At 71.0% G+C, this 23,294-nt stretch carries 16 protein-coding genes; 9 read left to right on the forward strand and 7 right to left on the reverse strand.

Going from position 1 to position 23,294, the window contains the following annotated elements; all coding sequences use genetic code 11:
* The first annotated feature begins 147 nt into the window (after positions 1-147).
* From AC3IX6_RS10730 to AC3IX6_RS10750, 5 genes are all read left to right on the forward strand, one after another.
* Positions 148-2,142 (forward strand): alpha-1,4-glucan--maltose-1-phosphate maltosyltransferase, encoded by a 1,995-nt coding sequence (locus AC3IX6_RS10730; RefSeq protein ID WP_489369940.1) that lies wholly within the window; start codon positions 148-150, stop codon positions 2,140-2,142.
* Positions 2,139-3,833 (forward strand): maltose alpha-D-glucosyltransferase, encoded by a 1,695-nt coding sequence (treS, locus tag AC3IX6_RS10735; protein ID WP_489369941.1) that lies wholly within the window; start codon positions 2,139-2,141, stop codon positions 3,831-3,833. Before AC3IX6_RS10730 ends, treS begins: the two co-directional genes overlap by 4 nt.
* Positions 3,834-4,022: 189 nt before the next feature.
* Positions 4,023-5,480, forward strand: coding sequence for a maltokinase N-terminal cap-like domain-containing protein (locus AC3IX6_RS10740; RefSeq protein ID WP_489369942.1), 1,458 nt, complete (start codon positions 4,023-4,025; stop codon positions 5,478-5,480).
* Entirely contained in the window at positions 5,435-7,798 is a 2,364-nt protein-coding gene (glgB, locus tag AC3IX6_RS10745) for a 1,4-alpha-glucan branching enzyme (RefSeq protein ID WP_489371401.1), read from the forward strand. Before AC3IX6_RS10740 ends, glgB begins: the two co-directional genes overlap by 46 nt.
* A gap of 326 nt (positions 7,799-8,124) precedes the next feature.
* Positions 8,125-8,808 carry an XRE family transcriptional regulator gene (locus AC3IX6_RS10750; protein WP_489369943.1) on the forward strand — a complete coding sequence of 228 codons (684 nt, stop codon included), beginning with the start codon at positions 8,125-8,127 and terminating at the stop codon, positions 8,806-8,808.
* A 139-nt stretch (positions 8,809-8,947) separates the two neighbouring features.
* Here AC3IX6_RS10750 and AC3IX6_RS10755 read toward each other — a convergent pair whose 3' ends face one another.
* Both AC3IX6_RS10755 and AC3IX6_RS10760 read right to left on the reverse strand, forming a co-directional pair.
* Positions 8,948-11,005 carry a hypothetical protein gene (locus AC3IX6_RS10755; RefSeq protein WP_489369944.1) on the reverse strand — a complete coding sequence of 686 codons (2,058 nt, stop codon included), beginning with the start codon at positions 11,003-11,005 and terminating at the stop codon, positions 8,948-8,950.
* Between the two features lie 303 nt (positions 11,006-11,308).
* Complete coding sequence (locus AC3IX6_RS10760; RefSeq protein ID WP_383952623.1) at positions 11,309-12,334, reverse strand: ATP-dependent 6-phosphofructokinase; 1,026 nt, start codon at positions 12,332-12,334, stop codon at positions 11,309-11,311.
* A gap of 308 nt (positions 12,335-12,642) precedes the next feature.
* On the opposite strand from AC3IX6_RS10760, the gene pta reads away from it, so the two are divergent.
* From pta to pyk, 3 genes are all read left to right on the forward strand, one after another.
* Positions 12,643-14,724, forward strand: a complete 2,082-nt coding sequence (pta, locus tag AC3IX6_RS10765) for a phosphate acetyltransferase (protein ID WP_489369945.1) — start codon at positions 12,643-12,645, stop codon at positions 14,722-14,724.
* A gap of 93 nt (positions 14,725-14,817) precedes the next feature.
* Positions 14,818-16,032, forward strand: a complete 1,215-nt coding sequence (locus AC3IX6_RS10770) for an acetate/propionate family kinase (protein WP_489369946.1) — start codon at positions 14,818-14,820, stop codon at positions 16,030-16,032.
* Between the two features lie 63 nt (positions 16,033-16,095).
* A complete protein-coding gene (pyk, locus tag AC3IX6_RS10775) occupies positions 16,096-17,526 on the forward strand; it encodes a pyruvate kinase (RefSeq protein WP_489369947.1) in 1,431 nt (476 codons plus the stop codon).
* A gap of 128 nt (positions 17,527-17,654) precedes the next feature.
* Here pyk and AC3IX6_RS10780 read toward each other — a convergent pair whose 3' ends face one another.
* The 4 genes from AC3IX6_RS10780 to AC3IX6_RS10795 all read right to left on the reverse strand — a co-directional run bounded on the left by AC3IX6_RS10780 (position 17,655) and on the right by AC3IX6_RS10795 (position 21,847).
* Positions 17,655-18,920: a hypothetical protein gene (locus AC3IX6_RS10780; RefSeq protein WP_489369948.1), complete on the reverse strand. Its 1,266-nt coding sequence runs from the start codon at positions 18,918-18,920 to the stop codon at positions 17,655-17,657.
* Entirely contained in the window at positions 18,910-19,497 is a 588-nt protein-coding gene (locus AC3IX6_RS10785) for a DUF6114 domain-containing protein (protein ID WP_489369949.1), read from the reverse strand. The genes AC3IX6_RS10780 and AC3IX6_RS10785 overlap by 11 nt, the downstream gene beginning before the upstream one ends.
* A gap of 111 nt (positions 19,498-19,608) precedes the next feature.
* On the reverse strand, positions 19,609-20,250 hold the full coding sequence (locus AC3IX6_RS10790) for a DUF6230 family protein (protein ID WP_489369950.1): 642 nt from the start codon (positions 20,248-20,250) through the stop codon (positions 19,609-19,611).
* A gap of 592 nt (positions 20,251-20,842) precedes the next feature.
* Entirely contained in the window at positions 20,843-21,847 is a 1,005-nt protein-coding gene (locus AC3IX6_RS10795; RefSeq protein ID WP_489369951.1) for a tetratricopeptide repeat protein, read from the reverse strand.
* A 264-nt stretch (positions 21,848-22,111) separates the two neighbouring features.
* Between AC3IX6_RS10795 and AC3IX6_RS10800 the strand changes: the two genes are divergently transcribed.
* On the forward strand, positions 22,112-22,774 hold the full coding sequence (locus AC3IX6_RS10800; RefSeq protein ID WP_489369952.1) for a TetR/AcrR family transcriptional regulator: 663 nt from the start codon (positions 22,112-22,114) through the stop codon (positions 22,772-22,774).
* Here the strand turns inward: AC3IX6_RS10800 and AC3IX6_RS10805 are convergent.
* Positions 22,716-23,267, reverse strand: coding sequence for a hypothetical protein (locus AC3IX6_RS10805; protein ID WP_489369953.1), 552 nt, complete (start codon positions 23,265-23,267; stop codon positions 22,716-22,718). The genes AC3IX6_RS10800 and AC3IX6_RS10805 overlap by 59 nt on opposite strands.
* Positions 23,268-23,294: the final 27 nt, after the last annotated feature.

Genomic DNA, 23,294 nt, shown 5'->3' on the forward strand with positions numbered 1-23,294 from the left:
GTGAACGCGGACAGGAGCGGCCATGCCCGCAGCCCAGCCGTCTTCCGAGCAGCTAGAAACAGAGCGAACAGAGCGTGCACTACCAGCTGCCTTGCCGGCTGGCCTGTTGTCACCGAGCCCTGCGAACTGCCCCCAGGTGATCCCATCATGATCGGTCGCATTCCCGTGCTGGACGTCCGCCCCGCCGTCGACTGCGGCGTCAGACCCGCCAAGGCGGTCGTGGACGAGGCCTTCGAGATTTCCGCCACCGTGTTCCGCGAGGGGCACGACGCCGTGGCGGCCCATGTCGTGCTCCGAGATCCGAGCGGGCGGCTGCGGCCCCCCGTGCCCCTGTCCGAGCTCGCTCCCGGTACCGACCGGTGGGGGGCGCGGGTGTCCGCCGAGGTCGAGGGGAGGTGGACTTACACCGTCGAGGCGTGGAGCGACCCGGTGGGCACCTGGCGGGCCCACGCGGCGGTGAAGATCCCGGCCGGGATCGACACCGGGCTCACCCTCCTGGAAGGCGCCGAGCTCTACGAGCGGGCCGCCGCGAAGATTCCCAAGCGGGACGGCCGCGAGCACGTGCTGGCCGCCGCGGACGTGATGCGCGACGAGGACCGGCCCGTCGCCGAGCGGTACGCGGCGGCCCTCGGCCCTCGGGTCGACGCGCTGCTGGCGAAGCGCCCGCTCCGGGAGCTGGTGACGGCCTCCAAGCCGCTGCCGCTGCTGATCGAGCGCAAGCGGGCCCTCTTCGGTTCCTGGTACGAGATGTTCCCCCGGTCGGAGGGGGCGGTGCTGGAGCCCGGCGAGGCTCCCGTCAGCGGGACCTTCGAGACCGCCGCCGAGCGGCTGCCCGCCATCGCCGCGATGGGCTTCGACGTGGTGTACCTGCCGCCGATCCACCCGATCGGGAGCACGTTCCGCAAGGGCCCGAACAACACGCTGTCCGCGGGGAGTTGGGATCCGGGCGTGCCCTGGGCCATCGGCTCCACCGAAGGCGGCCACGACGCGGTCCACCCCGAGCTCGGCACCCTGGAGGACTTCGACGCCTTCGTCGCCAAGGCCCGCGAGCTGCGCATCGAGGTGGCGCTCGACTTCGCCCTGCAGTGCTCCCCGGACCACCCGTGGGTGGAGAAGCACCCGGAGTGGTTCCGCCACCGCGCCGACGGGACGATCGCGTACGCGGAGAATCCGCCGAAGAAGTACCAGGACATCGTCCCGATCCACTTCGACGCCGACATGGCCGGCATCGTCGGGGAGACGGTGCGGATCCTGCGGCACTGGATGGAGCACGGCGTCCGGATCTTCCGGGTCGACAACCCGCACACCAAGCCGGTGGTCTTCTGGCAGAAGGTGATCGCGGACATCAACAAGTCCGACCCCGACGTGATCTTCCTGGCCGAGGCCTTCACCCGCCCCGCGATGATGCGGACCCTGGCCGCCGTCGGCTTCCAGCAGTCCTACACGTACTTCACCTGGCGCAACACCAAGGCCGAGCTGACCGAGTACCTGACCGAGCTCGCGGACACCCGCTCCGCCTCCGTCATGCGGCCGAATTTCTTCGTCAACACCCCCGACATCCTGCACGCATACCTTCAGCACGGCGGCCGCCCCGCCTTCGAGATCCGCGCGGTCCTCGCCGCCACGCTCTCCCCGACCTGGGGGGTCTACGCCGGTTACGAGCTCTGCGAGAACACCCCGGTCAAGGAGGGCAGCGAGGAGTACCTGAACTCCGAGAAGTACGAGCTGCGCCCGCGCGACTGGGCCGCCGCCGACCGCGAGGGCCGCACCATCGCCCCGCTGATCACCTCCCTGAACCGGCTGCGCCGGCGCAACCCCGCGCTCCAGCAGCTGCGCGACATCCATTTCCACCCGACCGACAACGAACAAGTGATCGCCTATTCGAAGCACGCGGGGAGCAATTCCGTACTGGTGGTCGTCAACCTCGATCCGCACCACACCCAGGAGGCGACGGTCTCGTTGGACATGCCGGTACTCGGCCTCGACTGGCACGGGTCCCTCGCGGTGCGCGACGAGCTCACCGGCGAGACCTATCACTGGGGCAGGGCCAACTACGTGCGCCTGGAACCGGGCCGCACGCCCGCGCACGTACTGGCGGCTCTGCGACCGTCCCCGCCCACCGGAGGGTCACCCATCTCATGATGATCAACGATCCCGTCCCCGACACCTTCGAGGACACCCCCGCCAAGGACCGCGATCCCGACTGGTTCAAGCGGGCGGTCTTCTACGAGGTCCTCGTACGGTCCTTCCACGACAGCAACGGCGACGGCGTGGGTGACCTCAAGGGGCTCACCGCCAAGCTGGACTACCTCCAGTGGCTCGGCGTCGACTGCCTGTGGCTCCCCCCGTTCTTCGCCTCGCCCCTGCGCGACGGGGGCTACGACGTCGCCGACTACACCGCCGTGCTGCCCGAATTCGGCGACCTCGCCGACTTCGTGGAGTTCGTGGACGCGGCGCACACCCGCGGCATGCGGGTGATCATCGACTTCGTCATGAACCACACGAGCGATCAGCACGAGTGGTTCCAGCAGTCCCGCAAGGACCCCGACGGGCCCTACGGCGACTACTACATGTGGGCCGACAACGACAAGCAGTTCCAGGACGCCCGCATCATCTTCGTCGACACCGAGACCTCGAACTGGACGTACGACCCGGTCCGCAAGCAGTACTACTGGCACCGGTTCTTCTCCCACCAGCCGGACCTCAACTACGAGAACCCGGCCGTGGTCGAGGAGATCGTCTCCGCGCTCCGCTTCTGGCTCGACCTCGGCATCGACGGCTTCCGCCTCGACGCCGTGCCCTACCTGTACGCCGAGGAGGGCACCAACTGCGAGAACCTGCCGCGCACGCACACCCTCCTCAAGGCGGTGCGCGCCGAGATCGACGCGCACTACCCGGACACCGTGCTGCTCGCCGAGGCCAACCAGTGGCCCGAGGACGTCGTCGACTACTTCGGGGACTTCCAGAAGGGCGGGGACGAGTGCCACATGGCCTTCCACTTCCCCGTCATGCCGCGCATCTTCATGGCGGTCCGAAGAGAGTCCCGCTACCCGGTCTCCGAAATCCTGGCGAAGACCCCGGCGATCCCGGACCGCTGCCAGTGGGGCATCTTCCTGCGCAACCACGACGAGCTCACGCTCGAAATGGTCACCGACGAAGAGCGCGACTACATGTACGCCGAGTACGCCAAGGACCCGCGGATGCGGGCCAACATCGGCATCCGGCGCCGGCTCGCCCCCCTGCTGGACAACGACCGCAACCAGATGGAGCTGTTCACCGCCCTGCTGCTGTCGCTGCCCGGTTCGCCGGTGCTGTACTACGGCGACGAGATCGGCATGGGCGACAACATCTGGCTCGGCGACCGCGACGGGGTGCGCACGCCGATGCAGTGGACCCCGGACCGCAACGCCGGTTTCTCCTCGTGCGATCCGGGCAGGCTGAACCTGCCGGTCATCATGGACCCGGTCCACGGGTACCAGGTGACCAATGTCGAAGCGGCGATGGCCTCACCGTCTTCGCTGCTGCACTGGACCCGCCGGATGATCGAGGTCCGCAAGGCCAACCCGGCCTTCGGACTCGGCTCGTACACCGAACTGCCCTCGACGAACCCGGCGGTGCTCGCCTTCCTCCGTGAGTACGGGGACGACCTGGTGCTGTGCGTGCACAACTTCTCGCGCTTCGCGCAGCCCACCGAGCTGGACCTGCGGTCGTTCAACGGGCGGGTCCCGGTGGAACTCACCGGCGACGTCCGTTTCCCGCCGATCGGCGAATGGCCGTACCTGCTGACCCTGGCGGGCCACGGCTTCTACTGGTTCCGCCTGCGCTCGGAGTGACGTTCCGCTCGGAGTGACGTTCCGCTCGCAGTGACGACGCACGCGGTGCACGAGGGCGGGCGAATGGGTCAATCGCCCGCCCCTGTACGGACCCTTCTGACCCGACACTCGCTCACACCGGAGAAGCACACACCGCGATCCGGGACACTCTGCGCATTCTTTGACGGCCCGGGGAAAGGACGCGACGCCATGTCGGAGGCTGCATCCGCCCGGGATCGGCTCACCGCCGACCGGGCCGCCGGGCTCGGGCCGCGGCTCGGGCTGGGTCCATTGGAACCGATGCTGCGGGCCTGGCTGCCCGGACAGCGCTGGTTCGCGGGCAAGGGCCGCGCCATCGGACGGCTCAGGACCATCTCGGCGGCCGAACTGCTGCCGCCCGGATCCACCGCCGGACTGCTGCACCTGCTGCTGGACGTGGACGGGGACTGCTACCAGCTCCTGCTCGGCATCCGCCCGAGCCCGCTGCCGCCGGCCCTCGCGCCCGCGCTGATCGGCCGCGCCGAGCAGGGCCCGTACGCCGGCCTGTCGGTCTACGAGGGGCTGGGCGATCCGCGGCTCGCCTCGCTGCTCCTGGAGCGGCTGCGCTCCCCCGGCACCCTCGGCCCGCTCCGCTTCGACCGGGATCCGGCCGCCGAGATCCCCGAGGCGCCCACCCCCCGGCCGCTGTCCGGGGAACAGACCAACTCCTCGCTGATCTACGGGGATTCGTACATCCTGAAGGTCTTCCGGCGGGTCGGCCCCGGGGTCAATCCCGACCTGGAACTGCCCCGCGCCCTGGCCGCCGCCGGCTGCGCCCGGGTGCCCGCGCCCGTCGCCTGGTACGAGGCCGAGCTGCCCGGCTCCGAACCGCTGACCCTGGGCGTGCTCCAGCCGTACCTGCGCGGCTCCGACGACGGCTGGCAGCTCGCGCTGCACCGGCTGCGCACCGGGGCCGACTTCACCGCCGAGGCGCACGCGCTCGGCCGGGCCACCGCCGAGGTGCACAGCGCGCTGGCCGGGGCCCTGCCCACCGTCGCGCTGGGCCCGGAGCAGACGGCCCGGCTGGCCGCCGGGATGACGGCCCGGCTCGCCGCCACCGCCCGCGAGGTACCGGCCCTGCGCCCCTACGAGGCGGGGCTGCGCGGCGCCTTCGACGCCCTGGCCGCCTCCCGCGGGACCGGGGTCCGCGCCCAGCGGATCCACGGGGACCTGCACCTGGGCCAGACCCTGCGCACCGCCGACGGCAGCTGGGCGCTGATCGACTTCGAGGGCGAGCCGGCCCGGCCGCTGGCCGACCGGCGCCGCCCCGAGCCGGCGGTCCGGGACATCGCCGGGATACTGCGCTCCTTCGACTACGCGGCCCGCTCGCACCGGCCGTTCGCCCCCGCCTGGGCGGACGACTGCCGGGCCGCCTTCTGCGAGGGCTACGCCCGCACGACCGGCCGGGACCCGCGCGAGGACCCCGTGCTCCTGCGCGCCTACGAGACCGACAAGGCGGTGTACGAGGCCCGCTACGAGTCCCGGCACCGCCCCGACTGGCTGCACGTGCCGATGGCGGCGATCCGGCGGCTGTCGGAGCCGCAGCGTCCCCCGTCGCACCGCACGCAGCTCCCCGCCCCAGGATCCCCCACCCTCCACCCGAAGCCCCCGAGGAGGCCGCTCGCGTGAGCGCCGCACGACAGCCGTCACCGACCGTCCGCGACGAAGCCAAGACCGCCGTTGAAGCCGCCGGCACCCCCGCCGAAACGAGTGTGAAGAAGCCCCGGGCCCCCAGGGCCCGGCGGTCCGCACCCTCGCACGGGGTCCGGCCGGCGCCGGCGCTGGGCGCGGAGGAACGGGCCCGGCTGCTGGAGGGCCGCCACCACGATCCGCACGGGGTGCTCGGCGCCCGCGTCCAGCGGAGCGGGGTGTCCTTCCGGGTGCTGCGCCCGCACGCGAAGGCGGTCACCGTCCTCGCCAAGGGGCTGCGGGCCGAGCTCCACGACGACGGCGACGGGCTGTTCTCCGGGATGCTGCCGCTGACCGGGGTGCCGGACTACCGGCTGCTGGTGACGTACGACAGCGACGAGGTGGAGGTCCACGACCCCTACCGGTTCCTGCCCGCGCTCGGCGAGCTCGACCTGCACCTGATCGGTGAGGGCCGGCACGAGGAGCTGTGGACGGCGCTCGGCGCGGAGCCGATGGAGCACCAGGGCGTGGCGGGCACCCGGTTCACGGTGTGGGCGCCGAACGCGCAGGGGGTGCGGGTCAGCGGGGACTTCTCGTACTGGGACTCGGTCGCCTACCCGATGCGCTCGCTCGGGGCGACCGGCGTGTGGGAGCTGTTCCTGCCCGGCGTCGGCGAGGGAGCCCTGTACAAGTACGACATCACCCGCCCGGACGGCTCGCACACCCTGCGCGCCGACCCGATGGCCAAGCACGCCGAGGTCCCGCCGGCCAACGCCTCGGTGGTGACGGCCTCCTCCTACGTCTGGCAGGACGCGGAGTGGATGGCGCGGCGCGGGGAGCGCCCGCCCCACCAGGCCCCCTTCTCCGTCTACGAGCTGCACCTGGCGTCCTGGCGGCCCGGGCTCTCCTACCGGCAGCTGGCCGAGCAGCTGCCGGCGTACGTGACGGAGCTCGGCTTCACGCACGTGGAGCTGATGCCGGTCGCCGAGCACCCCTTCGGCGGCTCCTGGGGCTACCAGGTCACCGGCTTCTACGCGCCGACCTCCCGGATGGGCACCCCGGACGACTTCCGCTTCCTGGTGGACTCGCTGCACCGGGCCGGGATCGGGGTGATCGTCGACTGGGTGCCGGCGCACTTCCCGCGCGACGACTGGGCGCTCGCCGAGTTCGACGGGCGGCCGCTGTACGAGCACCACGACCCGCAGCGGGCCGCGCACCCGGACTGGGGAACGCTGGAGTTCGACTACGGGCGCCGGGAGGTCCGCAACTTCCTGGTCGCCAACGCCGTCTACTGGTGCCAGGAGTTCCACGTGGACGGGCTGCGCGTGGACGCGGTGGCCTCGATGCTCTACCTCGACTACTCGCGCAAGGACGGCGAGTGGACGCCGAACGAGCACGGCGGGCGGGAGAACCTGGACGCGGTGGCGCTGCTCCAGGAGATGAACGCCACCGTCTACCGGCGCTGCCCGGGCGTGGTGACGATCGCCGAGGAGTCCACGGCGTGGCCGGGCGTCACCCGGCCCACGGACGGGGGCGGTCTCGGCTTCGGCCTGAAGTGGAACATGGGCTGGATGCACGACACCCTGCGCTACGCGTCCAAGGAGTCGGTGCACCGCAAGTACCACCACCACGACATGACCTTCGGGATGGTCTACGCGTTCAGCGAGAACTACGTGCTGCCGATCTCGCACGACGAGGTGGTGCACGGCAAGGGCTCGCTGGTGTCGAAGATGCCCGGCGACTGGTGGCAGCAGCGGGCCGCGCACCGGGCGTACCTGGGCTTCATGTGGGCCCACCCGGGCAAGCAGCTGCTCTTCATGGGGCAGGAGTTCGCGCAGGGCTCGGAGTGGTCCGAGACGTACGGCCCGGACTGGTGGCTGCTGGACTCCTCGTACGCGGCGTCCGGCGACCACCGGGGGGTGCGCAGCCTCGTGGGCGACCTGAACCACACCTACCGGGCGGCTCCGGCCCTGTGGGAGCGGGACACGGTGCCGGAGGGGTTCGCGTGGGTGGAGGCGGACGCGGCGGAGGACAACGTCTTCGCCTTCCTGCGCTTCACCCAGGACGGCTCGCAGCTGCTCTGCGTCTCGAACTTCTCGCCGGTGGTCCGGCACGGGTACCGGATCGGGGTCCCGGAAGAGGTCCCGCTGTGGCGGGAGGTCCTCAACACCGACCAGCAGCGCTACGGCGGCAGCGGCGTCCACCACACCCAGCCGGTGCGCCCCGAGCCGGTCCCCGCCCAGGGCCGGGCGGCCAGCCTGCGCCTGACCCTCCCGCCCCTGGCCACGGTCTGGCTCACCCCGATGCCGCGACGGTAGCGGCCCGCGCTCTTCCGGATCCCGGGAAGGGGTTCGCGGGGGCCCTCGCCACCCCCGTGAGCGAGGGCCTCCGCCTCATGGAGCACGGAGGGGGCGGATGGCCGGTTCGGAGCGGTCCGGTCTTGTGAGAGGGATCACGCAGGGGGCTATCGCTACGGGCGGCCGGAAACGTACGCTAGGAAGTGGATCACGGATCGCCCCGATTACCGGACAGTCGCAGGGAAAACCGTCCAAAGCACGTAACTCCATAGGACTTTCCTACGAGTTATGGGCTTGTTTGATTGGTCTGTAGTCGCCGCGCCTCAGCCACTCCTACGGTGTGCCATGTGCACTCCAGCCCCCCCTTCAATGCCCCCGCCGCGCGTCGTCTCCGCGCGGCCCTGGGCATGGCTCCCGGTCATGTCGCCTACGGCCTGCGGGCCCAGTACGGACTGCTCGTCACTCCCGAGACCGTGATGGCATGGGAGCGTGGCGAGATTTCGCCCACCTCCCCCGAGCTCACCGCCCTGGCCGGCGTCCTCTGGTGTTCCCCGGGCGAGCTGCTCGCGGAGCCCGTCACCCTGCGGGAGCACCGCATCGCCCGGGGCCTGGCCGCCGAGGATCTGGCCCGCCGGGTCGGGGTGGAGGCGGGTGCCTACCAGAAGATGGAGGACACCGGCCGCTGGAAGGGCAACGAGCGGCAGTCCGCGGCGCTGGCGACGGCGCTGGGGCTGACCCTGGCCCAGTTCGTGACGGCGACCGGCAAGCACGAGGAGCTGGCCGAGCTGCTGCGCAGCGCGGTGACCACGCGCTGGCAGGCGTACGTGAAGCCGCTGACCAAGCTGCTCCCGGTGCCCAAGGCGCACCTGGAGCGGGTACTGGAGCAGCTGCACGGCGAGTACCAGACGCGGATGGTGGCGACCCTGAGCTGGGGCGGCGGCCAGGGCGAGGCCGGCAGCGGCGATTCGGGACGTGAGTACCTCACGGACATCGTGGAGCGGTTCTGGTCCCTCGCCGGAGGTGCGGCGTAGGACACATTTCCCCCTCGGGCTCCCTACGGGAAAGGCCCCGACCGCGTCCAGACGAGGACGTGATCGGGGCCTTTCGGCGTTCGAACTCGGGGCGCAGGTCCCGCCCGGGGGGCCGGTCGGCAGCCCCGGCCGGCGGCCGCTAGTGCGGCGGCAGCGGCGCGTACACCACGGTCGCCGTGATGCCCGCCCGGGAGAGGTCCTTCGTCAGCCGGTCCGCCACCGTCCGGTCTCCGACCAGGATGGTCGGCGCGGCGGGGCCCTCGGCGAGCGCCTTCTTCAGGTGGACCAGAGAGGTGTCGTACTGCTTCGCGAACTCCTGGTTCTTGGCGTCCTTGTCGGTGGGCGGGCCGCCCATCTTGACGTAGAAGATCTCGTACAGCGCCACCATGTCGCCCGCCCGGTGGTTCAGGAGCTGGGCGAGGAAGGTGGACTTCAGGTTCAGGTACGAGTCGTTCGAGTACAGGGCGATCACCGGGCCCGGCCGGTCCTTGAGGTCCCGCCCGACGAGCGCCCGGGCCGGCGGGCCCATGTCGCTGCGGGCCTCGCCCCTGGCCCACTTGAGCATCGGGCTCTCGTTGAAGGCCGAGGTCGTGTTCAGCCGCTTGGCGAAGCTGATCCACCCCGAGGGGACGCCGAACTGCACGCCTCCGAACAGGGCCAGTGCGGTGACCACCGCGAGGCCGGACTGGAGCAGCCGCTCCGCCCGGCGGCGGCGGGCTGAGCCCTTCGGCCGTTCCGCGGGGGTCAGCAGGAGCCCGACCAGGCCCAGCGAGATCACGCTGATCACCAGACCGGCGGCGGCCAGCTTCTCGAAGTAGTACGAGAGGTAGCCGATGGTCTTCGTCTGGTAGACGCCGAAGAGGGTGAGCATCGCCATCGCGCCGAGGACCAGGACCAGGACCATCTGTCCGGTGCCGGTGCGCCGGTTCATCCGCAGGGAGGCGGCCAGCAGGGCCGCGAGGGCGCATCCGATGAGCACCGGGCGGTCGGGGACGACCATCGGGCCGGCGAGGTTCGAGGTCTTGGAGACGTCCAGCTTGGTCAGGACGGAGAAGACGCTGGGCAGCCCCGCGAGCAGCGTGCCGCCCGCGAGGACCCCGAGGAGCAGCTTGCGCCGGGGGGCGAAGCGCCGCCGGTGGACGACGAGGACCGCGGCCAGGGCCAGGCCGAGCAGGGCCCCGTAGAGGTTGTAGACGAAGGTGACGGTGACCAGGCCGGCCACTGCGACGAGGGCGAACTCGGCCCGGCCCATCGCGGGCCGCACGAGCAGCGCCAGTCCGACGGCGAGGAACAGCAGTCCGACCGTCTCGGAGTCGAAGCCCTTCTCGACGAGGTTCGCCATGGAGCCGGACAGCATGACCGCCATCACGCTGGCGCAGACCGCCGCGGCGCGCCAGCCGCGCAGGCGCGGGCCGCCGATCCAGCGGGCGGCCCAGACCAGGACGGCGCAGAGCAGGGCGTAGGCGCCGATGACGTACAGGAGGTACCGGTTCATCATCTCGGCGGCGGGGCCGCCGTCGGTCGAGGACTTCACGAGGACGTCGACCCACGCCAGCAGGAAGTGGGTGCCCTGCGGGTAGACGGCCTCCGAGGGGGTCATCATGAACGTCTTGGCGGCCTCCTGGTGGAGGAAGTTGTAGCCGCCGACGTGGTGGATGCCGTCGAAGTACGAGAAGTGCCCCATCCGGTCCTCGGACGTGACGAAGAAGGCCAGCCGCTCGGTGATCGACTTACCGGCGAGCGGGTGGTGCATGTAGTGCCAGACCACCGCGAAGGTGCCGAGCACCAGCGCGTCCGTGCCGCGCAGCCGCAGGGGGATGTGCGGGCGCCGGCCGGACAGCCAGCCGCAGACGGACACGACGGTCAGCAGGAATCCGGCGCCGGGGACCGGGGCCAGCCCCCACGGCCAGACGGAGAAGAGCAGGCCGAAGGCCATGACGGCACCGCAGAGGATGAAGGCGGAGACGACCAGGCGGTCGAGGAGGCCGCCGCCCACCCGGATCAGCGAGCCGATCGCCAGAACCAGGACGGGGATCAGCACCACGTCCAGGCTGAGCGCGTCGAGGAGCAGCGGCAGCGCCCACGACAGGCCCACGGCCGCGGCGAGCACGGGCCACCGCCGCGGTGCCGGGGACGGCGCCGCGGCCGGGCCGCCGTCCTGGCCCGCCGGCGGGTTCTCGGCGTTCCTACTGGTCAAAAGGGCAGGGCGGGTCGCCACGGGAGACGGGAACCTTCCATCGTGCGCACGGGAGCCGGATGAGGGGCCTGGACTTCGCGGCCCGATCCGGCCATGTGCGGCTCGGCCAATCAATCCCCCAACGGCGGAGTCTTCGGATCATAACGCGGGGAGGGGTCCGAACGAGGTGCGGCCCGTCCCCGTCCCGGTGGGGACGCGGACGGGCCGTCCGCGCCTGGCGGCCGGTCTCCGCGGCCCCGGAGGGGCGGTGCGGACCGGGCCGTTCGGCGGCGGAATTCGGGACGGAAGTCCCGGCCGGGGCGGTCAGAAGACGGACTCGGCCTCGTACATGCGGTCCTCGGGGACGGTCTTCAGCTCGGTGACGGCGTCGGCCAGCGGGGCCATGACGATGTCGGTGCCGCGCAGGGCGGTCATGTTGCCGAAATCACCGCGGTGGACGCCCTCGACCGCGTGCCAGCCGAAGCGGGTCGCGAGGACGCGGTCGTAGGCGGTGGGGGTGCCGCCGCGCTGGACGTGGCCGAGGATGACCGGGCGGGCTTCCTTGCCCAGGCGCCGCTCCAGCTCGACGGCGAGGCGGTTGCCGATGCCGGCGAACCGCTCGTGGCCGTACTGGTCGATCGCGCCCTTCTCGTACGGCATGGAGCCCTCGCCGGGGTGCGCGCCTTCGGCCACGCAGATGACGGCGAACTTCTTACCGCGGGCGAATCGTTCCTCCACCATCTTGACCAGGGCGTCCACCTCGAACGGGCGCTCCGGCAGGCAGATTCCGTGGGCGCCGCCGGCCATGCCGGACTCCAGGGCGATCCAGCCCGCGTGACGGCCCATGACCTCGACGACCATGACGCGCTGGTGCGATTCGGCGGTGGTCTTGAGGCGGTCGATGGCCTCCGTGGCGACCATGACGGCGGTGTCGAAGCCGAAGGTGCGGTCGGTGGAGGAGATGTCGTTGTCGATGGTCTTCGGTACGCCGACGACCGGCATGCCGGCGTCCGACAGCATCCGGGCGGCCGTCAGGGTGCCCTCGCCGCCGATCGGGATCAGGGCGTCGATGCCGTAGCGCTTCGCCAGTTCGACGGCGTTCTCGGCCGCTTCGTGGAGGCGGGCGCGCTCCATGCGGGCCGATCCGAGGATCGTGCCGCCGCGGGCCAGGATGCCGCTGACCGCGTTGATGTCGAGGGGGCGGTAGTTGCCGTCGAGGAGGCCCTTGAAGCCGTCCTCGAAGCCGATGACCTCGTCGCCGTGCCCGACCACGGCACGGTGTACGACCGACCGGATGACAGCGTTGAGGCCCGGGCAGTCGCCGCCTGCGGTGAGAACTCCGATACGCATCGTGCTGTGTCTCCTGCTCCTGGTCGTACGTGACTGTTCGCGTGCGGGCGCACAGTCGACGCGACATATGAGGTGCCATATGAGGTGCCATATGAAGGGCGTATTGATGAAGCCTGTCCGATTGTTCCACGGGCCCCGGGGGGTGCGCGCTCCGTGGCGCTCCGTCCGCGGGGGGCCCACAGGGCCTTTCGGCCCCCTCCGGCGGGCCCTTCTCCCGGCGGGCGTCCTAAGGAATCGCAGGGGTATTGTCAAGAGGTCAAGCCCACATTAACTGGGACAACCGACTCGAATTGGGACGGAGAGCACGCGTGACGCGCAGCGTGTACGTGACGGGGATCGAGCGGGGGGACGGCCGCCAGGTCGTCGAGCTGGGCATCATGGAGCTCCTGACCCGCCAGACAGGCCGGGTGGGCGTGTACCGCCCCCTGTTGCACGACGGGCCCGACCGGCTCTTCGACCTCCTCAAGGGCCGGTACCGGATCGAGCAGGACGCCGCGACGGCGTACGGCATGGAGTACCACGAGGCCTCCGCCATCCTGGCCGAGAAGGGCACCGACGAACTGGTCTCCCAGCTCGTCGGCCGCTACCACAAGGTGGCGCGCGACTACGAGGTCATGCTGGTCCTCGGCACCGACTACGCCGACACCAACCTCCCGGACGAGCTGGCGCTCAACGCCCGCCTCGCCAACGAGCTGGGCGCGCTGGTCATCCCCGTCGTGGGCGGCACCAAGCACCCGGCCGAGGCCGTGCGCGCCGAGACCCGCAACGCCTACCGCGCCTACGAGGCGCTGGGCTGCCACGTGGGCGCGATGGTCGTCAACCGCGTCGCCGCCGAGGACCGCGAGGTGATAGCCGAGCGCCTGGCCGCCAGGCTCCCCGTGCCCTGCTACGTCCTGCCGGACGACAAGCACCTGTCCGCCCCGACGGTCGCCCAGATCACCCGGGCGCTCGGCGGCGAGGTGCTCCTCGGCGACGAGGCCGGACTGGCCCGCGACGCCCTGGACTTCGTCTTCGGCGGGGCCATGCTGCCGAACTTCCTGAACGCCCTGACCCCCGGCTGCCTGGTCGTCACCCCCGGAGACCGCTCCGACCTGGTCATCGGCGCGCTCGCCGCGCACACCTCCGGCACCCCGCCGATCGCCGGCGTGCTGCTGACGCTGAACGAGCGCCCGAGCAAGGACATCCTGACGCTGGCCTCCAAGCTGGCTCCGGGCACCCCGGTGGTCTCGGTGGCCGGCAACAGCTTCCCCACGGCCGCCGAACTCTTCGCGCTGCAGAGCCGGCTGAACTCCGCGACCCCGCGCAAGCTGGAGACCGCGCTCGGCCTGTTCGAGCGCCACGTGGACACCGCCGAGCTGCGCGAGGTGCTCTCGGTGGCCCGCTCCGAGCGGGTCACGCCGATGATGTTCGAGAACCAGCTGCTGGAGCAGGCCCGCGCCGAGCGCCGCCGCGTGGTCCTCCCCGAGGGCACCGAGGAGCGCGTGCTGCGCGCCGCCGACGTGGTGCTGCGCCGCGGGGTCTGCGACATCACCCTGCTGGGCGAGGAGCAGGCGATCCTGAAGAAGGCCGCCGACCTGGGCATCGACATCTCGGCCGCCCAGCTCATCGACCCGGCGACCTCCCCGCTGCGGGAACGGTTCGCCGAGTACTACGCCAAGGCCCGTGCCCACAAGGGGATGACGGTCGAGCTGGCCCACGACGTGGTCACCGACGTCAACTACTTCGGCACCCTGATGGTCCAGGAGGGCCTCGCCGACGGCATGGTCTCCGGCTCGGTGCACTCCACCGCCGCCACCATCCGCCCGGCCTTCGAGATCATCAAGACCAAGCCCGACGCGTCCATCGTCTCCTCGGTCTTCTTCATGTGCCTGGCCGACAAGGTCCTCGCGTACGGCGACTGCGCCGTGAACCCGGACCCCAACGCCGAGCAGCTCGCCGACATCGCCGTCCAGTCGGCCACCACCGCCGCCGCGTTCGGCCTGGAGCCGCGGATCGCGATGCTCTCGTACTCGACCGGCACCTCCGGGTCGGGCGCCGACGTGGACAAGGTCCGCAAGGCCACCGAGCTCGTCCGCGAGCAGCGCCCCGACCTGCTGATCGAGGGTCCGATCCAGTACGACGCCGCCGTCGAGCCCTCGGTCGCCGCGACCAAGCTGCCCGAGTCCGAGGTGGCCGGCCGCGCGACGGTGCTGATCTTCCCCGACCTCAACACCGGCAACAACACGTACAAGGCCGTGCAGCGCTCGGCCGGCGCCGTGGCGGTCGGCCCGGTGCTGCAGGGTCTGCGCAAGCCGGTCAACGACCTCTCTCGCGGCGCCCTGGTGCAGGACATCGTCACCACCGTGGCCATCACCGCGATCCAGGCGCAGTCCCGGCCCGTGACCGGCTGAACCCGGGGCCGACTGAACCCGGGGCCGACTGAGCCCGTGGCCGGCTGAGCCCCTCCCCCACCGAGCCCCCACCGCAAAGGAAAGACCCTCATCGTGACCGCATCGCGCGTACTCGTCCTCAACTCCGGCTCCTCGTCGGTGAAGTACCAGCTGCTCGACATGGCGGACTCCTCCCGCCTGGCGGTCGGCCTGGTGGAGCGCATCGGTGAGGAGACCTCACGGCTCAGCCACGAGCCGCTGACCGGTCCGGGCGCCGCGGGCGGCAAGCGCGTGACGACCGGTCCGATCGCCGACCACGGGGCGGCGCTGCGGGCCGTCTCGGCGGAGCTGGCCGCCGACGGGCTGGGGCTGGACTCCCCCGAGCTGGCCGCCGTGGGCCACCGGGTGGTGCACGGCGGGACCAAGTTCACCCACCCGACGCTGATCGACGACGTCGTCCTGGCCGAGATCCGCGCCCTGATCCCGCTCGCCCCGCTGCACAACCCGGCGAACGTGACCGGCATCGAGGTGGCGCGGGAGCTGCGCCCCGACCTGCCGCAGGTCGCCGTCTTCGACACGGCCTTCCACTCGACCATGCCGGAGCACGTGGCGCGGTACGCGATCGACGCCGCGACGGCCGACAAGTACTCCATCCGGCGGTACGGGTTCCACGGCACCTCGCACGCCTACGTCGCCCGGGCCACGGCCCGCCTCCTCGGCAAGGCCGAGCAGGACGTGAACGTGATCGTGCTCCACCTGGGCAACGGCGCCTCGGCCTCGGCCGTGCACGGCGGGGTGTGCGTGGAGACCTCCATGGGGCTGACCCCGCTGGAGGGCCTGGTCATGGGCACCCGTTCGGGCGATCTGGACCCGGCGGTCGTCTTCCACCTGGCACGGGTGGGGGGCATGTCCATCGACGAGATCGACTCGCTGCTCAACAAGAAGAGCGGTCTGCTGGGTCTGTGCGGCGACAACGACATGCGCGAGGTGCAGCGGCGGGCCGCGGAGGGCGACGCCTCCGCACGCCTGGCACTGGCCTCGTACATCCACCGTCTGAAGAAGTACATCGGCGCCTACTCGGCGGTCCTCGGGCGGGTGGACGCGGTCGCCTTCACGGCGGGCGTGGGCGAGAACTCGTCCGAGATCCGGGAGATGGCCCTGGCCGGTCTGGCCGAGCTGGGCCTGGCCCTCGACCTGGAGGCCAACTCGGTACGGTCCCCCGAGCCGCGCCTGGTGTCCGCGGAGTACGCGCGGGTGGCGGTGGCCGTGGTCCCGACGGACGAGGAACTGGAGATCGCCAGCCAGACGTACGCGCTGGTTACCGGTTAGTCACTTTGGACTTTCCGCCAGGTGGAATATTCCGCTACGAAACAAACCGATAGGATCCGCTCCATGCGCCGTTCCAAAATCGTCTGCACGCTGGGCCCCGCCGTCGACTCTTACGAGCAGCTGAAAGCTCTCGTAGAGGCCGGTATGAACGTGGCCCGATTCAACTTCAGCCACGGCTCCCAGGCAGAACACCAGGAGCGGTACGACCGCGTCCGGAAGGTCTCCGAGGACACCGGGCGTGCCGTCGGCGTCCTCGCCGACCTCCAGGGCCCGAAGATCCGCCTGGAGACCTTCGCCGAGGGTCCCGTCGAGCTCGTCCGCGGTGACGAGTTCACCATCACCACCGAGGACGTCCCGGGCGACAAGTCCATCTGCGGCACGACCTACAAGGGTCTGCCGGGCGACGTCTCCAAGGGCGACCAGGTCCTGATCAACGACGGCAACGTCGAGCTCCGGGTGACCGAGGTCGAGGGCCCCCGGGTCAAGACCATCGTCATCGAGGGCGGTGTCATCTCGGACCACAAGGGCATCAACCTGCCGGGTGCCGCCGTCAACGTCCCCGCCCTGTCGGAGAAGGACGTCGACGACCTCCGCTTCGCCCTGCGGATGGGCTGCGACATGGTCGCCCTGTCCTTCGTGCGTGACGCCGACGACGTCAAGGACGTCCACAAGGTCATGGACGAGGAGGGCCGCCGGGTCCCCGTCATCGCCAAGGTCGAGAAGCCGCAGGCCGTCGCCAACATGGAGGGCGTCGTCGCGGCCTTCGACGCGGTCATGGTCGCCCGTGGCGACCTCGCCGTCGAGTACCCGCTCGAGAAGGTCCCGATGGTGCAGAAGCGCCTCGTGGAGATGTGCCGCCGCAACGCCAAGCCGGTGATCGTCGCGACCCAGATGATGGAGTCGATGATCACCAACTCGCGCCCGACGCGCGCGGAGGCCTCCGACGTCGCCAACGCGATCCTCGACGGCGCGGACGCGGTCATGCTGTCCGCCGAGTCCTCGGTCGGCGCCTACCCGATCGAGACCGTCAAGACGATGTCGAAGATCGTCGAGGCGGCCGAGGAGGAGCTCCTGTCCAAGGGCCTGCAGCCGCTGGTCCCGGGCAAGAAGCCCCGCACCCAGGGCGGCTCCGTCGCCCGCGCGGCCTGCGAGATCGCGGACTTCCTGGACGGCAAGGCCCTGGTCGCCTTCACCCACTCCGGTGACACCGCCCGCCGTCTGTCGCGCTACCGCGCGAACCAGCCGATCCTGGCCTTCACCACCGACGAGGGCACCCGCAACCAGCTCACGCTGAGCTGGGGCGTCGAGTCCTACGTCGTCCCGCACGTGGACAACACGGACTCCATGGTCGACCTCGTCGACGTGGAGATGCTGAAGCTCAAGCGGTACAACAAGGGCGACACCATGATCATCACGGCCGGCTCGCCCCCCGGCGTCCCGGGCACCACCAACATGGTCCGGGTCCACCACCTGGGCAGCGGCGCCCGCGACTGATTCGCACCCGCCGCACCGCTCCACCCGTAAGACTCTGCCGCACAGAGACCGAGGGCGGCACCCCGATCCGATGAGGATCAGGGTGCCGCCCTCGGTGCGTCCGGCCGCGCGAGGCCGTACGTACGGGTCTACTCCGCCGGGCCGATGTAGTTCTTGAGGCCCGGGACGGTCAGGGTGCCGCCGAACTGGCCGGCCTGGACGACCTTGACGTTCGTGAAGAACGCGAAGGGGACGTTCAGGGGCGGCGGGCTCTTCGGGGTGAACTCGATCGGGATCAGACCGAAGAGGTTGCCCTTGAGGCTCTCGGTGTACATCGTCACCTTGGCCCCGCGGATCTTCGAGGTGGACCCGGGGCGGGACTTCAGGTGGGCGATGTTCTTGCCGGTGCCGACCGTCTGGTAGAGGTCCTTGATGTCCAGCGAGTCCGCGGTGAACTTCAGGACGGTCTTGATCTTGCCGCCCGCCGTCTTCACCTCGACGATGCCCTCGTAGTCGAGGCCGTAGAGGGTCAGCAGCGAGCTGTCCAGGTACCAGGGCTCGTCCGGGAGCAGCGGGATGCCCGGCTCCAGTTCGGCGGCGGCCAGCGCCTTGGCGTCGTAGGTCGGGCAGGGGAAGGGTTCCTTGCCGCCCTTGCCCTTCGCGCCTTCACCCTCGCCCTCCGTCACCGTTTCCGGCACCGGCTTGGGCTTCGGCTTGACCGTCTTGCCCGTCTCGTCCTTCGGGAGGGTCGCGGTGCCCTTGACCTCCTCGGAGAGCTCCGAGACGGTGACGCCCGCCGTCTTCGCGGCGTCGCGGATCGCGGCCGCTGCCGGGTCCGCGGCGGGCGCGGCGGTCGCGGTGGCGGTCGGGGTCGGGGTCGGCGCGGCCGGGGTGCCCGTGAGGGGCTTGCCGAGCTCGTCGACCAGGCCCTTGATCGCGTCGCCGACGCCGAGCGGGTCCAGCGGGTTCTCCGCCTTGGCCGGAGGCACCGCCGCCGGCATGAGGCCGGGCTTCTCGGCGGGCTTCGCCGCGGGCTTGGTGGCCGACGGGCTCGTGCTCGGCGAAGGCACCGCGGTGGGCGACTTGCCCGGTGCGGGAGTCGTCCGAGGAGTCTTCGAAGGCGTCTTGGAAGGCGTCTTCGCCGACGGGGACGCCGATTCCGCGGGCTCGTCGGACCGCGTCACGCACGGTCCGGGCGCGAAGGGGATCTCCTTGTCGTCGGCCACCGCCAGCTTCGGCGCCATGCTCATGCCGACGAACACCGCGGTCGGCATGGCGGCCAGCGCCATCGTCTTGCCGACGGGTATCTGGATCTTGGTCAGCAGCGACTTCCTGGGCGCCGCGTGGCGCGGGCCCTTCCTTTCACGGGACTCCGCACCCGGAGCCTCGCCCCGTTGCGTTTCGTCACCCCGCACTGTTCCTCCCGCCATCGGCGTGGGCAGTCGTCTCGCTCGCGTATGCCGTCGTTTCCGTCTCGCGCTGTCCCGGGAAAACCTGGGGGGTCGCCTGCTGCGTCTCCTGCGGCAGCGAAGCCCCCGCGTCCTTGCCGAGGTCCACGGCCTGTGCCTGCACGGGCTCGGCCGGCCCACCCGGCACCCAGGCCAGCGCGAGGCCGCCGCCGACCAGCGCGAGGGTGAACCCGACGCCGAAGCCACCGAGGTTCGACACCGGCAGGGACACCAGCGCCAGCAGGATCGCTGCGACTCCGGCGAAGATCCGGATGCCCTGCTGGAACCAGAGCGCAAGGCCCAGGGTGACCAGCAGGACGCCGATGATCAGTGAGCCGGCGCCGGCCGTCGTCGCCATCGCGAAGGTGACGTTGCCGAGGCGGACGTCCGCGTACGGGATGTAGCCGATCGGAAGGCCGCCGAGGAGGGTGACCAGACCGGCCCAGAAGGGGCGGCGCCCGCTCCAGGCGTGGAAGTGGTAGTACGCCACCGTGAGCCAGGCGTCGTCTTCGGCGCGCACGTAAACCGGGGCCTGGGGGTTCATGGACAACAGCTCCCTGAAAACGGGTGGTACGGAGAACGATGTAGAGCCCGGACGGGCCGACGACGACGGTGGCCGTCGCCCCCGGCCCGTCCGGTCAGGAGTCCGGACGGACTACTTCTCGTCCGGGTAGCACGGCTTGTCGCCGCCGAACAGGCGCAGGTTGAGGTCGGGCAGCGTGAAGGTTCCCGCCGTCGTCGCCCACGCCTTCTGGCGCACCTTCGTCAGCGTGGCCGTCTTGGCGCGCTGCGAGAACAGGGCGCCGTCCGCCAGCGTGCCCGCCTTCGGCTTGGTGGCGTGCGAGCCGTCACCAGCCGCGACACCGATGTCGAGGTCGCCCAGGACGGCGTCCGCGTCGAGCTCGGCGACGTCGAGGTAGATGTTCTTCGCGACGGCGGGCGAGCCCTTGTGACCCGTCCTCAGCTGCATGGTGATGTTGCCGAGCGGCGTCTTCGTCACCAGCGACTGGCACATGTTGGTGATCGTGGCTTCCTTGAAGCCAGAGATGATCACCGGGTGGTAGGACTTCTTGTCCGACTCCAGGGTCGCGCCCTGGGCCACGCTGCCGTACTGGATCATGTCGGTACCGACGAGCGAGTCGGCACTGACCTTGAAGTCCTGGCCCGAGACGCTGAAGGACGCCGCGAGGGCACCCTGCGCCAGACCCACACCAACCGCCGCCGTGGCGGCGATGCTCGGCACCATGACGAGCGCGAAGCGCTTCCATCTGGTCCCGCCACGAATCTGGGAAATCATGTTCGTTCCTCCTTCTCGGACGTACATCTCCGGTCCGGGCGGTGCCCGTCCTGGGATGGGAGAAGTGCTACGTCCTCGGGAAGGAGCGCGAGCGGCCGAGCCGCGGCAATACCGCGTCCGTACACCGGCGTTCACCCCCGAGCGACAACCACTTGGCCACGCGTTCGCGCAACCTGGGGGGACAGGCCCCGCCGTGTGACGGAGACCCCCCTGTCCCGCGGCCGGTGCCACTGCCACAGGCCGGCCCGGTGGGGACCCTCCACCGCGCTCCGGGTGAGCGGCTCTGCGGGAAGGACCGGGCGTCGCCGATCGTGGTCCATTCACGAGCGGGGCACAAGGGGGTTCGTTACTGGCGGGTAACGGCCAGATAACCTGAGGGAGTCCTGCCCCTGTCGGGCCGCAACACAGGGTGTCACCAAGGGCCACGACAGAAGGGGGGAAAAGTGAACACACCGGATAGTTCACGGGGTTCGATTTACTGCGAGTAACAGCGGCCGCGATTACCAAGTTTTGGCAAAGCGCGGCCGCTGTTTATCTCTGTGTCAACAAATCACCGGTGGTGTGCCGGTGCTGTGTCGGTCCTGTGCCGGTGCTAGAACAGCACCCGCGCGAGCGCCGTACGGGCCGAGGTCACGAGCGGGTTGTCCGGGCCGACCACTTCGAACATCTCCAGCAGCCGCACGCGCACCGCGTCCCGGTCCTCACCGAACGTCACCTTCACGGTGTCCACCAGCCGCCCGAAGGCGTCCGCCACGTGACCGCCGGCCAGATCCAGGTCGGCCGCGGCGATCTGCGCCGCCGGGTCCTTCGGGTTCTCGGCCGCCGCGGCACGCACCGCCTGCGGGTTCATGTCCTTGACCCGGACGAACAGCTCGGTCTGGGCGAGGCCCAGCTTGGCGTCGGTGTTGGACGGATCGGCCGCCAGTACGTTCTTGTAGGCGCGCACCGCCCCGTCGAGGTCGTCGGCGTCCAGCGCCTCGATCGCCTCGTCGAGCAGCGCGTCGTACGGACCGGCCGGCTCCTCGGCCTCCACCGCGCCCGGACCCGGGGCGGCGCCCTCGGCGCCGGGGTCCACCTCGACGCCGATGACCCCGAAGCGCTCCTCGGCGATCTGGACCAGCTGGGCCAGGACCCCGCGGACCTCGCCCTCGGACACGAAGTCCTGGAAGAGCGGCATCGCCTGACCGGCGACCACGGCGAAGACGGCCGGGAGCGCCTGGATGCGGAACTCGCGGATCAGGTTCTGGTTGGCGGCGACGTCGAGCGCGGCCAGCGCGAGCCGGCCGTTCGCCTCGATGGTGAGCCGCTCCAGCAGCAGGCTCAGCTCCTGCCCCTGATCGAAGCCCTCGGCGCGGAAGTCGAGGATGACCGGAACCTCGCCCGAGAGCGGGACGACGTGGCTCTCGAAGCGGGTCTCGTCGGTGTCGAAGACGAGCGCGGACGGCGGAACGGCCCCGGCGGGCGCGGGTGCACCGCCCTGAGCGGCCTTCCGGGCCGCCTCGGCGCGGGCCTGCTCGGCCTTGGCCTTGGCCTCACCGGCCGCCTTCACCGCGGCGAGGTCGACGACGCCGCTCATGGACATGTTTCTGGGCTGCATGCGTACATCCTCCCCCGAGTGCGCGCGCCGACGAAAAAGATCGGCCGAAACGAACCGATCGCGGTACCTGTGCCGTCTCCTGCCGTGCCGTACCTGTACTGCTGTGGCGCCGGGTCCCCACCTGGCGCCGGTAGCTCTTCGCGTGGTTGTCGCTCTTACGCTACGAGTCGTAGCGTAACTCGCTCCGCCCACCCGCGGGCCGTGATCTGAAGCACACCTCCGGGGGGCCGATCGGTCCTGCTACCGGCGGGTATGGTCTCGGCCATGCGCAACCCCAGCTCGGACACCACTTGCCCGCCAGGCCGCACCGGCCGCCCGCGCAGCGCCGCGGCGGACGCCGCGATCCTCGCCGCGACCCGGGACGCGCTGGTGGAGCTGGGCTGGTCGAAGCTGACGATGGGGGACGTCTCGGCGCGGGCGGGGGTCGCGAAGACCACCCTCTACCGGCGCTGGTCGGGCAAGAGCGAACTGGTCGTGGACGCCGTCGCGGAGCTCTTCGACTCCCTCGAACTGCCCGACCGGGGCTCGCTCGAAGCCGACATCGAGTACGTGGTGCTCCAGTTCGCGGCGCTGCTGCGGCGCCCGGAGGCCCGTACGGCCCTGATGGCGGTCGTCGCCGAGTCCACCCGGGACGAGGCCCTGAGGGACCGGATCCGGTCGGCGATCGTGGACCGGCAGAAACGTCTCGTCGTACTGGGACGCGAACGGGCACAGGCCCGGGGCGAACTCCCCTACGAGGAGGACGAGTCCCTCGCCTCCCCCACCACGGACCTGATCTTCGACGTGATCGCGGGCACGGTGGTGCACCGGGCGCTGGTGAGCTCCGAGCCGGTGGACGAACTGTGGGTGGCCACCTTCACGGCCCTGCTCATGTACGGCCTCCAGGGCTCCCCCGCCGGCCCTTCCGGCCCCGCACCGGCGGTGTGATCACCGCGGGCCTGCCGCCGTCCGACAGGGGCGTGAAGTCCTCGCACCAGGCCGGCGCCGAGGCGATCAGCGCCTCCGAGCGCGCGTTGTGGCCGGGCCAGGGCCTCGGGCGCCCCGGCCAGTCGGCCCAGCGCAGACTGTCGGCCTCCTCCGGCGGCAGCAGCCCGGAGGCCACCAGGGCCGCCCGGCCCGCTTCGAGCCCGGCGAGCCGGTAGCCGTACTCCGAGGAGTCCACCTCGTGGAGGTGGGCGTCGGTGAGCAGCACCGAGGCCGCCACCCCGTCGAGGCCGCGCACGATGCCCGCCCGCACGCAGGAGGCGTACACCTCGGGCAGCCGTCGGTGCGCCGGCACGGCGTCGAGGACCTCCGTCAGCCCGTCCCGGCCGGGTGGCTCGAAGTCGGCGGCGATGTACGCGTACGGCCCGCAGTTGGTCTGCATGAGCACCCGGGCGGTCACCCCGTACACGGGGACGGGAAGGCGGCGGCCTGTCATGGCCGCCACCTTAGGGCGTGTCCTTCG

Source organism: Streptomyces sp. GL_141, assembly GCF_057834385.1.